This window comes from Streptomyces sp. NPDC048479 (assembly GCF_040651435.1).
Classification (GTDB): Bacteria; Actinomycetota; Actinomycetes; order Streptomycetales; family Streptomycetaceae; genus Streptomyces.
In genome coordinates, this window is sequence record NZ_JBEZKA010000066.1 from 1 (window position 1) to 14,662 (window position 14,662).

Annotated in this window: 14 protein-coding genes and 4 pseudogenes; 9 read left to right on the forward strand and 9 right to left on the reverse strand. The window is 67.1% G+C overall.

Going from position 1 to position 14,662, the window contains the following annotated elements; all coding sequences use genetic code 11:
• Both AB0D12_RS40175 and AB0D12_RS40180 read left to right on the forward strand, forming a co-directional pair.
• Positions 1-135, forward strand: a pseudogene (locus AB0D12_RS40175) (DDE-type integrase/transposase/recombinase); the annotation flags it as partial.
• A gap of 66 nt (positions 136-201) precedes the next feature.
• A pseudogene (locus AB0D12_RS40180) lies at positions 202-1,576 on the forward strand (IS30 family transposase).
• Positions 1,577-1,583: 7 nt separating this feature from the next.
• On the opposite strand, the pseudogene AB0D12_RS40185 reads toward AB0D12_RS40180, so the two are convergent.
• Positions 1,584-2,495 (reverse strand): annotated as a pseudogene (locus AB0D12_RS40185) (IS3 family transposase); the annotation flags it as partial.
• A 385-nt stretch (positions 2,496-2,880) separates the two neighbouring features.
• Between AB0D12_RS40185 and AB0D12_RS40190 the strand changes: the two are divergent.
• Positions 2,881-3,444 (forward strand): HAD domain-containing protein, encoded by a 564-nt coding sequence (locus AB0D12_RS40190; protein WP_362694757.1) that lies wholly within the window; start codon positions 2,881-2,883, stop codon positions 3,442-3,444.
• A gap of 1,117 nt (positions 3,445-4,561) precedes the next feature.
• Here AB0D12_RS40190 and AB0D12_RS40195 read toward each other — a convergent pair.
• From AB0D12_RS40195 to AB0D12_RS40215, 5 genes are all read right to left on the reverse strand, one after another.
• The gene (locus AB0D12_RS40195; protein WP_362694760.1) at positions 4,562-5,323 is read right to left on the reverse strand and encodes a hypothetical protein; all 762 of its coding nucleotides are present in this window, start codon (positions 5,321-5,323) and stop codon (positions 4,562-4,564) included.
• Between the two features lie 244 nt (positions 5,324-5,567).
• Positions 5,568-6,227 (reverse strand): hypothetical protein, encoded by a 660-nt coding sequence (locus AB0D12_RS40200; RefSeq protein WP_362694763.1) that lies wholly within the window; start codon positions 6,225-6,227, stop codon positions 5,568-5,570.
• A gap of 57 nt (positions 6,228-6,284) precedes the next feature.
• Positions 6,285-6,656 carry a hypothetical protein gene (locus tag AB0D12_RS40205; protein WP_362694766.1) on the reverse strand — a complete coding sequence of 124 codons (372 nt, stop codon included), beginning with the start codon at positions 6,654-6,656 and terminating at the stop codon, positions 6,285-6,287.
• 321 nt (positions 6,657-6,977) lie between these two features.
• Positions 6,978-8,171: an acyltransferase gene (locus AB0D12_RS40210; protein WP_362694769.1), complete on the reverse strand. Its 1,194-nt coding sequence runs from the start codon at positions 8,169-8,171 to the stop codon at positions 6,978-6,980.
• Between the two features lies 1 nt (position 8,172).
• Positions 8,173-8,985 carry an SGNH hydrolase domain-containing protein gene (locus tag AB0D12_RS40215; protein ID WP_362694772.1) on the reverse strand — a complete coding sequence of 271 codons (813 nt, stop codon included), beginning with the start codon at positions 8,983-8,985 and terminating at the stop codon, positions 8,173-8,175.
• 448 nt (positions 8,986-9,433) lie between these two features.
• Here AB0D12_RS40215 and AB0D12_RS40220 point away from each other — a divergent pair, with 448 nt between their 5' ends.
• The 3 genes from AB0D12_RS40220 (at position 9,434) to AB0D12_RS40230 (ending at position 11,057) form a co-directional block, all read left to right on the forward strand.
• Positions 9,434-9,694, forward strand: coding sequence for a hypothetical protein (locus AB0D12_RS40220; protein WP_362694775.1), 261 nt, complete (start codon positions 9,434-9,436; stop codon positions 9,692-9,694).
• A 199-nt stretch (positions 9,695-9,893) separates the two neighbouring features.
• Entirely contained in the window at positions 9,894-10,712 is an 819-nt protein-coding gene (locus tag AB0D12_RS40225; RefSeq protein WP_362694778.1) for an SGNH hydrolase domain-containing protein, read from the forward strand.
• Between the two features lie 24 nt (positions 10,713-10,736).
• Entirely contained in the window at positions 10,737-11,057 is a 321-nt protein-coding gene (locus tag AB0D12_RS40230; RefSeq protein WP_362694781.1) for a hypothetical protein, read from the forward strand.
• Positions 11,058-11,136: 79 nt separating this feature from the next.
• Here the strand turns inward: AB0D12_RS40230 and AB0D12_RS40235 are convergent, their stop codons facing one another.
• The 3 genes from AB0D12_RS40235 to AB0D12_RS40245 form a co-directional block, all read right to left on the reverse strand.
• The gene (locus AB0D12_RS40235) at positions 11,137-11,397 is read right to left on the reverse strand and encodes a hypothetical protein (protein WP_362694784.1); all 261 of its coding nucleotides are present in this window, start codon (positions 11,395-11,397) and stop codon (positions 11,137-11,139) included.
• Positions 11,398-11,643: 246 nt separating this feature from the next.
• A complete protein-coding gene (locus AB0D12_RS40240; RefSeq protein ID WP_362694787.1) occupies positions 11,644-11,925 on the reverse strand; it encodes a hypothetical protein in 282 nt (93 codons plus the stop codon).
• A 64-nt stretch (positions 11,926-11,989) separates the two neighbouring features.
• Positions 11,990-12,649 carry a type III effector protein gene (locus AB0D12_RS40245; protein ID WP_362694789.1) on the reverse strand — a complete coding sequence of 220 codons (660 nt, stop codon included), beginning with the start codon at positions 12,647-12,649 and terminating at the stop codon, positions 11,990-11,992.
• 128 nt (positions 12,650-12,777) lie between these two features.
• On the opposite strand from AB0D12_RS40245, the gene AB0D12_RS40250 reads away from it, so the two are divergent.
• The 3 genes and pseudogenes from AB0D12_RS40250 to AB0D12_RS40260 all read left to right on the forward strand — a co-directional run.
• Complete coding sequence (locus tag AB0D12_RS40250) at positions 12,778-13,209, forward strand: Hsp20/alpha crystallin family protein (protein WP_362694792.1); 432 nt, start codon at positions 12,778-12,780, stop codon at positions 13,207-13,209.
• Between the two features lie 81 nt (positions 13,210-13,290).
• Positions 13,291-13,686: a DUF2267 domain-containing protein gene (locus AB0D12_RS40255; RefSeq protein WP_362694795.1), complete on the forward strand. Its 396-nt coding sequence runs from the start codon at positions 13,291-13,293 to the stop codon at positions 13,684-13,686.
• 74 nt (positions 13,687-13,760) lie between these two features.
• Positions 13,761-13,874: pseudogene (locus AB0D12_RS40260) on the forward strand (DUF2267 domain-containing protein); the annotation flags it as partial.
• Between the last annotated feature and the right edge of the window lie 788 nt (positions 13,875-14,662).

A 14,662-nucleotide genomic window follows, 5' to 3' on the forward strand; every position in this document is an offset into this window, starting at 1 on the left:
TCGCGGCGCGTGATCGGCTGGTCTATCGCGGACCACATGCGCACCTCCCTGGTCACCGATGCGATCGAAATGGCCGTGGCCGCCCGCGGCGGCCACCGCCACGGCGTGGTTTTCCACACGGACAGGGGCGCTCAAGGCGGATTCAAGCGGTCGTCGCAACACCTTGATTATGGAGGTGTTATGGGTCGTCCGGCCGGGTGGATGAAGGCGTTGACGGGTAGGTCGTCAATGAAGTCACCGGGGGCGCCGTCGCTACGGCGGGAGACTGCGCGGGAGTTCTGGCGTGAGATCGCCAAACGTCTTCTCGGTGAGGAGGCCGCGGCGGCGGTGGGTGCGCCCAGGCGGCCGGCGCCCGGTGGTTCAGGCAGCGTGGGGGCATGCCCTCGATCGATCTTGCCCCGCTCACGGGCCGGTACCTGTCGTTTCATGAACGGGAGGAGATAGCCCTGCTCAAAGCGCAGGGAGCCGGAGTCCGTAGATTGCACGGCGAACGGACCGCTCTCCTTCGACGATCTCGCGTGAGCTTCGCCGCAACGCGGCAACCCGCGGTGGGAAGCTCGACTACCGGGCCTCGGTCGCGCAATGGAAGGCCAAACTGCTCGCTCTGCGCCCCAAGGAGGCAAAGCTCGTCACCAATCAGCGGCTGCGAGAGTACGTGCAGGAGCGATTGTCGGGACATATCCGGTCTCCCGATGGAACGTCGGCGCACGGGCCGGGGACAGGGCAGTGGAAGGGCAGGAACAAGCCACACCGCCAGGACCGGAGATGGGCGTCGGCCTGGAGCCCGGAGCAGATTTCCCGCCGCCTCAAGGCCGACTTCCCTGGGGAAGAATCGATGCGGATCTCGCACGAGGCGATCTACCAAGCCCTTTACGTCGAGAGCCGTGGCGCCCTCGAACGTGAGCTGGTCGCCTGTCTGCGCACCGGTCGGGCGCTACGTGTTCCACGTGCCCGTACACGGTGCAAGGCGTGGGCCCACGTCACACCCCAGGTGATGATCAGCGAGCGTCCGGCCGAGGTCGAGGACCGCACTGTCCCCGGCCATTGGGAAGGCGACTTGATCATCGGACTGAACCGATCGGCGATCGGCACGTTGGTCGACCGGACCACCCGGTTCACGATGCTGGTGCACCTGCCCCGCGAGGAGGGGTACGGCGTGATACCGCGGACCAAGAACGGGCCCGCCCTCGCCGGTTACGGCGCGGCCTCCATGAACAGGGCACTCGCATCCACGGTCGCGACGATGCCCAACCAACTGCGACGGTCGTTGACATGGGACCGGGGCAAGGAACTGTCCCAGCACGCCCAGCTCAGCCTTGAGACAGGTGTCGCGTTCTACTTCGCGGACCCCCACAGCCCCTGTCAGCGGGGCACGAACGAGAACACGAACGGGTTGCTCCGCCAGTACTTCCCCAAGGGCACCGACCTGTCACGGTGGTCGGCCGACGAGCTCCAGGCCGTCGCCCATACCCTCAACAGCCGGCCCCGCAAGATCCTCGGGTGGAAGACGCCCATCGAGGCACTCAACGAACACCTACACTCGGCCCAAGAAGCCAATGTTGCGACGACCGCTTGAATCCGCCCTGCGATCCGCGGTCCACGTGGAAGATCACCCCGGCGACATTTCCGCCACGGGCCGCGACCGCGTTCTGGAGCGCGTCGATGACGAGCTCGGCTCGCATGTGCGGGGCCATCGACCAGCCGAGTACTCGGCGGGAACGGATGTCGATGACGCAGGAGAGGTAGAGCCACGTGGCTCCGACCTGCACGTATGTGATGTCGCCGCACCACTTCTCGTCCAGAGCGTCGGCGGTGAAGTCCCTTTGGACCAGGTCCGGCGCCGGCGGCGAGAGCCGTTCCGCGATCGTAGTGCGCTTCTTCTTCCGCAGGTGGCGGCCGACGATGCGATGCTTGCGCATCAGGCGCGCGACCCCCTTGCGGTTGACCGTGTGGCCGAAGCCGCGCAGCTCGGCGTGGACCCGCAACGCGCCCGCGATGTTCAGCGTGGATATCGCAGATCTCCACGAGCAGGGCGTCCTCGGCGGCCTGCCGCTCGGCCCGCGCTTCGGCGCCGGCGATCCACCGGTAGTAGCCCGAGCGGGAGACCTCCAGCACCCGGCATGTCCGCTTGATGCCGAACATCTCGGCATGGGCGGAGACGAAGTCCCAAGCGGCGGTCTTCACTTCATCTCCCGGGCGAAATAGGCAGCCGCCCGGCGGAGGATCTCCCGCTCCAGCTGCCATTCCTTCTCGTTCTTCAGAAGCCGGGCGTTCTCCGCCCGCAACCGAGCCAGCTCGCCCTCCATGCCCTGCGAGGCGCTGTCGACGGCCGGACTGCCGTCGGCGTCACGCACCCAAGTGCGGAGCGTCTCGGGGTTCACGTTCAGATCGACCGCGACGTCCTTGAAGGTCCGCCTGCCCGCCGACGCTCGCCACAACGCGATCGCGTCGGACCGGAACTCCGGACTGTACTTCGAGGGCCGTGCCGTGTGGATCTACACCTTCCTGGACCATCAAGATCCATTATCAGGTGTGTCCACGCCACGGGGATCACCTCGCTCCTCACACACCGGGCAGCGGGGATCCTCGTACAGGCGCACGGTCATCGAGGCCATCAGGATCTCCCACCGTGATGGTGATGCCGTCTGCGCCGCGCAGGCTGTCCCTGGCGCGGCCCGACCGGGGCGGGGTCGAGCCGGCCGCGCGTGGACGCCCGTCACCCGGCGCGGCATCGATGTCGTCGTTGCCGGGACCACTGCAGAGCACTTCGTGATCCTCCTCGCCCTGGGCGACGACTAACGGGGGCGCCGGAGCATCTCGGAGTGTGACCTCTCGTCCTGGTCAATACCCCGGCCCCCGAAGAGCCACTATCGTGCAGCCATGACCGGATCTGCTGCACAGCGTCCAGTGCTCTTCCTTGATGTCGACGGGCCGCTCATTCCGTTCGGGACAGCACCGCAGGAGTATCCGGACGGGTATCCGACTTATCAGACAGGTCCCGAACCCCTGGGAACCGACTCGAATCCACTTCTGGCCAGGATCAATCCCGAGCACGGGCCCCGATTGACGGCGCTACCGTGCGATCTGGTCTGGGCCACGACATGGATGGCCGACGCGAACGCGTGCATCGCGCCACGTATCGGCCTGCCGCAGCTGGCAGTGGTGGTCTGGCCGGAGCCCTCCGACGAAGACGAGCGGGCCGAGCGGGCCGGACTGCACTGGAAAACCCGCGCGCTCATCGGCTGGGCAGCCGGGCGCCCATTCGCCTGGGTCGACGATGAGATCACGGACACCGATCGTGCCTGGGTATCCGCACACCACCAAGAACAAGCCCTCCTCCATCGTGTCGACCCCCGCCGCGGCCTCACCGACCCGGACTACGCCGCTCTCAATGAGTGGTTGCACCAGGTTCACGGGACAACCCACCCGCATAGCGCTGCTTGAAAATGCCCGAGCACCAGGCTGCCCGCGACACGAACACGGGTCGTCCCGCCGGCCATCAGTAGCGTCTGTCGAGAGCTTCGACGAGGCAGCGGAGTTCACGTGCCCGCCGTCGGGACATCGCCAGAATCACCGCTTCGAGGTACTCGCGGGCCCGCCACGGGTCTCCGCAACATGCCCACTCCGTGCAGCCGCCGCTCTCGTCGTCCCACAGGCGTCGGTTCGGCTGGTGGACGAAGCTTCTCCAGCGCACCATGGCCGACCCGATCGAGCCCGCCCACGGGTACTTCTTTTGACGTTCTATCCGTCGAACTTCAGCGAGAGCTGCCGAGGACAGACCATGGATGATCGTGATGTCGTCCTGCATCCGGGGCCGGCGCGGAAGCTCGGCACGGACACGGCCAGGCCGTCTACGCGGCATCGGCCTTTCTGATGATCGTCATGCCACCAACTGGCACCATCCGACCAGACCAGAGACCGGTCTCATAGCCCTGCGGACACCCCCTGACATCCCATCAACGGCGCACAAGATGCCCCATGCGCCCCCGCTGCAGTCCTTCACAACCACTACTCACAGTGAAGAAGATGCCGACGGCTGCACCCACAAGACTCCGCTGGACAAGTTCGAATAAGCCTGCGTCCGATGCCCCGTCCTCATCGTTCACGCCTCTGAGCGGCCGCGGCTTGTCGAGATCGGCGACAACCTCCTCGCACGGATTCTGGAGGCCGAAGGGGAGGGCTGGCTCGGCGAGATCGAAGGACTGCAGAGCAGCCTGACCCACGCTGAGGAAAAGCTTGCCCAACTCGACGAGCAGATCGCTCGGAAGCAGAATGCTGTCGACTTGGGGATTCCCACTTTTCGGGAAATCGTTGCTCGCACCCCAACGGTCTCCTCACCATTGGAGCCTTCGTGACCTGGACCTTTGCCGCCCTCAAGTTCGATGGTCAGAGGAAGATGGCGCTCTTCGGCCGCAGGAACCGCCTGCTGAGGCCGTTTTGTGCCAGAGCCGCGAACGCGTGAGAGCTTGCGCCTGGGAGAAGCGGCCCGCCCTTCATCGCGGGTGAGCGTCCTTGGCGGTACGCCCGGACGTGATGGTTGGCGGGAGTGATTCGGCAGGGCTCAGGTACGGGGCCAGTCCTGGCCGGCGGTCACCTTGCGTGCGATGCGACGCCACTGGCCTTCCCCTCCGGCCAGGGGCCAGGCCCAGGTCGGCTGTTCGGCGGTGTTCAGGTCGTGGAGGAGTCGGGCGAGCTGTGGGCCGGCGGTGGCGGCGCCGTCCGGGACGGTGGGGCCGTGGACGGTACGGAGTTCGGCGAAGCGTGCCAGTTCGTACTCATAGAAGCCCACAGCGTCATCGATACGTGCGGCCAGGTCATCGTGCGGCACCGTGCGGTGCAACTGCAGCAGCGGAGGCTCGATGGACTTGGCGATCGCCGCGGCAAGTCGTGCGCGACCTCGCTGCAGCGGTCCGTTGAGCACCGGCCGCTTGTAGTTGATGCCGAACACCATCTGTCGCACCGGCTCGTCCAGCACCCGGCGTTGCTGGTCGAGGGCGCGCAGCAGGCTGCGGGTCCGGTATTCGACCAGGTAGTTCGAGCGCAGCCAGAACGCGCTGAGCACGGTCCGCGTCAGCTCCGCCGCCGAGCCATCGAAGCCGTCCTCGGCCAGCTCCCGGACCATCCGCCGCAGGGTGTAGAGGAAGCTGTTGAAGGTGGTGCGTTTGCCGAGCGGTCCGTGAGGATGGACCGAGGCGGCCAGCCCTTCGGCTAGGTCGGCGGCCAGCCGGGGGTTGGGTAGGTCTCCGATCTCGACGACGCACGTCTCCTCGCCGGGCAGCGACAGTTTCAACGCGAGCGGCTCACGCAGTACTTCGGTCGGCATCAGAACTCCTCGTCGAACTCGGCGTCGGCCTCGGCGACCGCGGCCGAGCCGGCAGGCCCGTGGGTCCGCTCCCAGGCCGCCCGGTAGATCCGGTTCACGTCCAGTGCTTTAGGTAGACCTCCGTAGTGACCACGCTGGAGTGCCCCAGCAGGTCCCGCAGGATCAGCAGCGGATCGGATTTCAGCAGGTAGAGCGCGAGCCCGGCCGCGTCACCGGTGGCCGCGGCGAGCTCGGCTGCCTGCCGCTAATGCCCTTCCACCAGCTTCTCCAAGGTGGCCATGGCGAAGGAGTGCCGACATCGGTGCGGCGCGACGTCCGGAAACCGCGGCTCGAAGCGATCGCGGATCCGGCGCGCGGTGCGGCGAAACAGCGTCCCCCAGTCCACGAAGGGCCGCCCGCCATAGGTCAGCGCCAGCAGCAGCGACCCGCCCTCCGGGCCGACCAGCCGCACCCGCTCCTCCGGCCGCAGGGCCGACCAGCGGGTGCGCCGACCGTTGATCCGCCCACCATGGAAGTCCGCTTCCTCGACCACCAGCGGGTTCCTCGGCCGCCAGGACCCCCGAGCCATCTCCCGGTCCAGGGCGATATAGGAATGCACCCCCGCGAGCGCGGCGTAGTCGATCCAGGTCCAGCGGAACTTGCAGCCCTTCGCCCCCAGTTCCGGCACCGCCCACGGGATCGGCACCTCGGTCGGCTCCGCGAACAGGGGCGGCACCTCGTGCACCAGCAGGTAGGTGAACTCCCGGCTCCGCATCCCGGTGCCCAGCACCACGCCACCCATCGCCGCGTTCCGGCCTGGGAAGCGGCCCCGAAACGTCGCATCGTCCAGACCGTCCAGGCCCAGCCCGGCTGGACCGGAGCGGAACAGGTCGGCGAAGTCCGGCGCCAAGTACTGCAGCTTCACGTGCGGCTTGGGCCGACGCGTCCGGGCCCGGTTCCGCCGAGTCTCCTCGAACCGGCCCTATACCATCCGCTTGCCGACGGACACCGTGAACGGCACCGCCGTCGCCAAGCCCTCCTCCTGGGCCCAGTCGTAGAACCGGCTGAGCGCGGTGACCTGCAACTCCCAGGACGAGGACTCCAGCCGCTCGTCCACCGGCCCCGACAGCCGCCGGTCCGCGTACGTACCCAACGCGGCCACCAGCTCCTGCCGCGTGCCGAACACCGAGACACCGTGCCGCCGCATATGCATCAGCCAGTCCCGGGCCGCCAGCGCGTACGCCCGCCACGAATTCGGCGACGGAGCCCCGCTCGACGGCAGCGTACGAAGCCACGCGTTCACCGCCCGCGTCGCCCGCGGCCCCGTACGCGTCCTCGAAAAGGAAGTCGTCATCGACCAGCACCGGCATCCGCTCAGGGATCAGCGGCTGCCCACCGAGCCCCCACGACTGCCAGCCCTCGGCAGAGAAGTAGTGCGCCAACATGCGGCGGGACCGTAGACCCGCGACATGGCCCTCATCAACTGCTAACCCCACGGTCCATCAACGGGAGTTGAGGAATGTGAGACACGCAAAGAGTGCAGCAACAAATTTCGTACAGAGCGACTACTGCGCCCGGGTCAAGGGCGCCACAGACGACCGGCCTGTGTGTGTTCCGGATCGGTCTGCGGGCGGGACCCGCAGCAGGCGAACGGGGGCCGGATGCCGGCTCGTCGTCAAGGTGTGTTCGGGCCGGTGACGATCGGGCCGGTGACGTGGGCGTCCACCGGGGCGGCCACGGGGATCGTGGTGACCAGGGCCAACGTGGCACAGCAGACTGCCAGAGCAGGAAGAAGCGCACGGGGACGCCACGATGAGGTTCGCACGGGGAGCTCGATCAGTCGGTAGCTGGCCGCGGCGAGCAGGAGGGACACGCAGACGGCTACGGACACCTTCGTCACCTGGCTCCACTCCGGGTGGTTGACGCAGAGGCAGATCCATACGGGCCAGTGCCACAGGTAGAGGCCGTAGCTGCGGTGCCCGAGCCAGAGGAGCGGGCGGGACGAGAGTGGCCTGCGGAAGCGGTCCCGGTGGGCGGCGGCATCGATCAGCGCGACCGCGGCGAGGCCTGCCACCGGGAGCTGCCAGGTGTAGAAGGCAGCCGAGTCGATATTCGCGGTGCACCACAGCCAGGCGAGGACCGCCACCGCCGGCCAGGAGAAACGGGAGAACAGGCCCGGGCGGAACGCGATGACGGCTCCCAGCAACAGGGCCCCGGCGCGGGTATCGGTGCCCAGGTAGGACCGTTCCGCTGTGCCGGGGAGGTAGAGGAGGTGCGCCAGCAGGTAGCAGACCGCGGCGGCTGCGAGGAGGAGGCGGTGGGGGTGGCGGATTCGGCATCGGCCCCAGGAAGTGAGCCCGATCAGCAGGACCGGCCAGACCAGATAGAACTGCTCCTCGACGGCCAGGGACCACAGGTGGTTCAGCGGGGCTTGCTCCTGGGCGACGTCCCAGTAGTCGACGTGGCCGAGGACCGCGTACCAGTTGGACGTGTAGGTGAGGGCGGCCATCGTCTGGGCGTTCACGGTGGGGCGCAGGCCTGGAGGGTCCTGGAGGAGCATCCATGCCTGGACGGCTCCGACCACCAGCAGGACGGCGGGGAGGAGGCGTTTCACCCGCCGGAACCAGAAACTCCACAGTGAAGGGCGTGGGGTCCGGGCTCGTTCCGTCAGGAGCAGCCAGGTGATGACGAACCCCGAGATGACGAAGAACAGGTCGACGCCGAGAAATCCGCCGCCCAGTCCGGTTCCGTAGTGGAAGGCCATGACCGCTGCGACGGCGACGGCGCGCAGGCCGTCGATCGAATCGATCCTCCGGTGGGGTGTCTCTTTCGCAGCTGTGGCCGGACGCTGTTCGACGGCCAGCGACACCTCAAGCACCGTCCTTGGCGAACATCGCGTTCAGCGCCCAGTTGGCCAGCCGGGCGCGGGCGGGTTTGGTGGGGTGCTCAGTGGGGTCGTAGACCTGTGTTCCCGCGAGAACGTCGGGACATCCGTCGTCATTGCACAACTGACCGCGCAGATCGAGCAGTCGCACGCCGGGGTGTTTTGCTGAAGCCTCCCGGAGGACACGGTTCATCACCAGAGCGGAAGAGCGGTACTTCGGGTTGCCGACCTGCTGTGACGTCATCAGGTACAACGGGGTGTCGCGGCTGGTCAGAATGGAGATGGCCTGGTTCAGTCGGTCCCGGAAGGTCGTCTCGTGGCTCGGGGACGTGAGATCACGGGTCTCCTCCTCGCCTGCCAGCCGCTGCGGGGTGACATCCCAGAAACCGACGGTCAACAGGGTGGCATCGGGCTTGTACTTCGCCAGATAGGAGGGCCACTGGGTGGGCCATGCGCGGCATGCCTCCGGGTTCTCCTTGCCCACGGGAAGCAGGATTCCGCAGCCACCGAGTCCCGCGTTCACGACGGTGTTGCGAGAGGTAGCGACCTCGCTCATGCCCTGACCGATACTGGCTGACCAGGAGTCCCCCACCACCAGGACGGTCTTCCCGGTCACCTCGGAGGAGAGAGAAGGGGAGCCGAGAGGGGGAACCGCTGCTCCGTAGTGTGGTTCACCGGCATGTGCCGGGGCGGCTTCGGAGGGTGTCGTGGCCTTCTCCACCTGTCGTGAGGTACAGCCGCACACCAGCACGGCGACCACTCCGACGACGCCGAGTAGGCGAATTCTTGCCCGCATCATGATTACCTATCTGAATTCTCGGGATTCCGAAATCCTGCTCCGCAGGAGATTAGCTGTCAGGCCTCCACTGCCACGTTCCGGCACGCCCGCCGGCGCCTGATACCGGAGGCATTCTTCCGGTCAACCTGAACCGATCCGGTGAAAAGTCATATCGACGAGTCGTGTCGGGTGATTGAACGACTCCTCCTCACTACGCTCCCAGCGGCACTCAAGCCCTTGCGCTGTCTCCCTCGGGAAGGACCTGGCGAAAGTGAATGTGCGGCAAGTATTGACGGGTGCTCTCGCTCTATGCGTGGCGGGCAGTGTCTCAGGCTGGTCGGGTGGGACCTCACATATTCCCTGCCATTACGCTCCGTGCTCGCTCCCTGCAACACCCGCAATTCTGCGCAACACCGGAATCCCACCGTGGGGGGATCCTGCACTCCTATCGGGTGCGGAAGGGAAGAGAGTGCTGGTCGTCGTCGATTCCTGGGCGCGGGACGCGGCCACCGGAATTGCTGCGGTCTTGGGCGGAAAAGGGTACATCAAAGATGCCTCGGCGCTTGCTTGCGGGATCCGTAAGCCGATCAATCCGATGCCGAACCGAAATTGCCCCGATTGGGAGGCCCAATGGCCTGCCATGATGGATTCAGTGCGTCCGGACTCGGTACTGCTCTCAGTACAGTGGGATGCAGGAGAGCAGCAGATCGACCCCGGGGCGAGCGGGTGACGCTTCGCGACGAAGAGGCGCGGCGGAGGTTTGTCACCAATCTCGACCGGGTCTCAATTCCATGTTCCATCGACCGGAGCACGCGCCCCGAAGCGGTCGGGTCGAGCAGCACCGGTTGCCGGGAGCCGATCAGGTGTAATGCCGTCCAGTCTCGCCGTGTCGGGCGGCAATTCAGCCGCCCCTCCCGCAGTGTGTTCGGATGATGTTCAGTCGATTTCGCGTCTCCCTGTGTCTGGCTACCGGCATCTTCGGGAGTCTGAGTGGCTCACCCGGGATCGCTCAAGCAGAGCCGGTGCGCTCGGGCATTATTCCGTGCCACTCCGCTCCATGTCTGCTCCCTGAAACACCCCCTGGACTGCGCAACACCCACACCCCTTTGTGGGGCGACCCCACCCTCCTGCCGGGCGCGGAAGGGAAGAAGGTGCTGGTGGTCGGGGATTCCTGGGGGATGGCTGCGGCCGCGGGGATTTCCACGGTTCTGGACGGAAAGGGGCAGGTCACGAATGCCGCGAAAGGTGGCTGTGGGATCCGCGTTCAACACAAGACGGGTTCCGCGGCTTGTCCGAAGTGGGAGGTCGAGTGGCCGTCCCTGATGGCCAAGGTGCGTCCGGACGCGGTTCTCATGAGCGTCCAGATGGACACGATGGAGCAGGCGACCGACCCGGGCGGGAAGCCGGTGACGATTCTCGACGACAAGGCGAGAAGGAAGTTCGTCACCAGTCTCGACAAGGCGGTCCGGATCCTCACCCGGAACCGGACCCCGGTGTACCTGCTGGGATGGCCTGGCGCGCACAACCCGGGTTCGGTGACGGTCACGTACTCCGGAATCCTTCTGGAATTCAGCAAGAAGTACCCCGGGGTGCATTACCTGGACACCCACCACCAGCTCTGCAACGATTTGAACCAATGCCCGAAGGAGATTTCCGGGATTCCCGTCTACGGCCCCAGCCATCTCAGCAAGCAATCCGAAGCACGCATCGGGAATTGGATTCTCAATTCCATGTTCCACAAGAAATAATCGAGAAGACTGGAGTCTGTGGAAATGAATCGCTTCAAGGTCATGCGAGTGGCAGGTCCGGGGCTGCTGGCGGCCGCTCTGCTGGCGCTGCCGGTGTCCGCGCACGCGGCTGACGGGGACTTCTACTGGAGCACCGCCGGAGTGGGGGCGATGGACGGAACGCTGTCCTCCCCGAAGTCGGGCCGCTGCTACGCTCTGGCCGGGAGCAATGCCCCGTTCTACGCGTCGAACAACACCGACCGCACGGTGCGTTCGTACCGGTCACGCGGCTGCAAGGGCAAAGCGCAGAGTAACATCGGTCCGGGTGAGTTCGGGCACGTCTTCAAGTACGTGAAGTTCGCTTAGCGGGGATTCCGGTTCAGGCACGGAGTGTGCGTAGGGTCGGGGACTTGCGCGGTGGCTGCTGCTCCGTTTCCAGTCCCCGTCACTCGGTCAAGGCCGCCGTACGCGTGCCTGTCCGCGCCATCGCGATGGCGACGACCCCGAAGCCGAGGATCGCCGCGATGAGATGGCCGACGGTTTTCAAGTCCTGCAGGGGCCCCGGCCCCGCCCATTCGGCGCCGTCCAGGGGCCAGGCGAGCACGAAGAGCGCCCAGGGCAGGCGCGCCGACCGGGGCAGGGCGAGGATGCCGACCGCCAGCACGACCCACGACTCTGTCCGCAGTTGCGTGAATCCCCAGGTCACGGGCGGGAACACGGGATCGTTTCGGCAGAGTGTTTCCTGCCATGGCGAGCAAGACGGTCGAGGCTGTGCTGTTTTCCGGGATCGATGTGCGAGTGGAGCGCGTCAGCGACTCCTCCGACGTCCTGGTGGTGGAGGCGGTGTCCACGAGTCGGCCGGGCCGATGCCTGGACTGCCGGAAGCGTGCGAGGCGTGTGCACAGCTCCTACCAACGCACCCTGGATGAACGGCCGTTGGGCTCGCGCCGAGTCATGGTCCGGCTGCGGGTGCGCCGAGCTGCTGCGCATCGAGATCGGTCTCGCTGGTGTCACGGTCGCCGAGCCCATCCTCGAACTGTGCCGGCGACCGCGCCGGAGCGCGAGCGAAAGGGTCGTTTTTGGGAAGGTCGGCGGCACCGTCGCCTTGATGCCGCCGGGCGAGAACGGCGCTCACCGTCTTCCCACCGGCCGTCCGGCGGATCACCGCGGTGGCGCGGGCGAGGCGGTTGACCATCAGCTGGCCGAAGCCTCCCGCGCCCGGTGGCAGGCCCACATCCGACTGGCCGGAGGCCTGCCGGGTGAGGCCGGTTGCTGCCTGTTGCTGTGCGTGGGTCTGATCAGTGGGGGGTGGGGGGCGGGGCGGTGGCGGAGTTTGTGAGGGTGTCGAGTCGGGCGGCGAGACCGGGGTGGGTGGTGGTCAGGTGGGGGCGGGTGGCGTTCAGGGGGTGGATGAGGGCGGCGGGGTCGTCGTGGGCGAGGGCGGCGTCGAGTTCGCTGAGGGGATGGCGGGCGGCGGTGGGGAGGTCGGTGAGGGCGGTGATCTGGGCGGCGATGCGACGCAGGTCGGCGGCGTTGTGGCGGGCCCAGGTGGCGGTGGTGCGGTCGGCGGCGCGGCGTTCGCGGGTGGCCTGGACGCGTTGTTCGCCGGTGGTTCCGGTGGGTCCGGGGCGGTTGCGCAGGTAGCGGCGTTCGGCGGCCTGGCGGCTGGCGACGCCGAGGGGGTGGGCGAGGTCGGCCCAGCTGGCTCCTGCGTGGCGGGCGGTTTCGATCAGGCCGGACTCCCATCCCGACAGCTCCTCGCGGATCTGCCGCAGCAACAGGAGGGAGGCCAAAGCCTGCTCCGGGCCGCCGGCGGAGGCGCCGCGGGCGCCTGGGGCCTCGTGCTGGGCGGCGCGCAGTTCGCCGTTTATGGCTTCCAGGGCCGCCGCAGCGGCGGGAAACGAAGCCGGGCTCTGGGCATCGATGCCGGAAGAGGCCGACTGGTCGGCTGCTGCCATGGGCGCCTCCTTCAGGACTGTCATCCTTAGGACGACACCATGTTTGTCATCCATTGGATGACATGCTACAACGGATCCAGTGCAGCGCATTGGCAGGTACTGCCCGAATCTTCTGGAGGTGTTTCGCGATGTTGATGCGCACCGACCCCTTTCGCGAGCTCGACCGGCTGACCCAGCAGCTGATGGGCCCGGGCACCTGGACGCGGCCGTCCGCGATGGCGATGGACGCCTACCGCGAGGGTGACGAGTACGTGGTGGACTTCGACCTTCCCGGCGTCAGCGCGGAGGCGATCGACGTCGACGTCGAGCGGAACATGCTGACCGTCAAGGCAGAGCGCCGGCCCGCGGCGAAGGCCGACGACGTGCAGATGGATCTGTCGGAGCGGCCGCTGGGTGTCTTCTCCCGCCAGATCGTGCTGGCCGACACGCTGGACACCGAGCGCATCAAGGCCGACTACGACGCCGGGGTGCTCACCCTGCGCATCCCGATCGCCGAGCGCGCCAAGCCCCGCAAGATCGCGATCGGCGGGGAGTCCTCCCGCAAGCAGATCTCGGGCTGAGCCGGGCCGATACGGCGGAGGACGGGCACCTGACCCCCTCACCCGTCCTCCGCACCGGACGAAAGAAGGGCGGCGGCCGATATGACCTTGCGATGGGAAGCGTTCCTCGACCAGGTGAAGGAACGCGGCGAGTACGGGAGCCGGCAGGAGGCGGAACGCGCGGCCCGCGTGGTGCTCGCCCTGCTCGGAGCACACCTGGTCGGCGAGGTGCGCGCCCAGCTGGCGGCGCGTCTGCCGGAAGGCTTCGCCCTGATCCTGCTCAACCCGCTACAGAGTGCCGAACCACTCACACCGGAGCGATTCCTGCGGGCGACGGCGGCCTGGATCGAAGGGGCCACCGAACAGACCGCGGCCTGGGACGTCAGCGCCGTCCTCAGCACGGTCGCCGACGCGGCCGGCGACGACCTGCTGAAGCAGATCCTGCTCCAGCTCCCCGCGGGCTACGACCTCCTCTTCGGCCGCCCCCAGCCCAACTGACCCACCCGCCGGTGCCCGCACCCCGTCGGGCACCGGCACCACCACCCCGGATACAGAAAGGCAGCACCGCAGTGATGTCCGACCTGCGTGCACCGCTCCAGCACCCGCCCGTGATGACGTTCGAGCAGATGCTGGAGAAAGTCCGCTACGAAGGCGCCTACCCCACCCGGGAACGAGCCGAGGAAGCCTGTGCCCGGTCCGGGGCTCCTTAAACCCTGTTCCTGTTCGGTTCGAGGGTGACTACCTCACCGTCGAACACCCAAAAATCTGTGTTGGCTGGAGTAGACATCCGGTGGTGGTGTGGCTATGGTTTCTCTCGTAGCCGAGATCGAGAAGGGCCCGGCAGAGATGAACTGCCGGGCAGCAGTACCCGCAAGTGCAGTGCGCAGGACGGTGCGGTGGTGGAGTTCCGAAGCCAGAGCGGTTGCAGGACGGCGACGGGACTGACGGCCGGACCGGGTGGCCCGCAGTGATCAGGGGCCGCCACAAGCAGTACCGCAATAGCAGTCCAGTAAGTGCAGTGCGCAGTACCAGCAGTGAAGTCAGTGAGCGGTACCTCGGTGAAGGCGTCGGCTGCGGGCGCGCGCACCGGGAAGTTCGGCAGTGGGGTTCTAAGCCAGAGCAGACGCAGGACGGGCGACGGGGCTGGCTGCCGAAGAGTGGCGCTGTTCGAGGCCACAGCAGTACGCAGTTCCCGTATGGCAAGTGATTGATCCAGAGGGAAAGAACGGAGGAGCCCCGCGCCATCAGGATCGCCCGGGCGGGAGTCTTGAGTCCGGGTACCGCAGGACATCGATAGTGAGGTGGTCTCCGGTCAAGCAACCGCGATCCCCGCACCCCCGACAGCATCTCGGTCGGGTCTGACGGAAACAGAAGGCCGGCGCAGTACCAGGGTCGGCAGATGGTGTAGCAGTTCCTTCGGGGCCCTGGTGCCACATGGCACCAGGGCCCCTCCACGCGTTCCACAGAGAGGTGC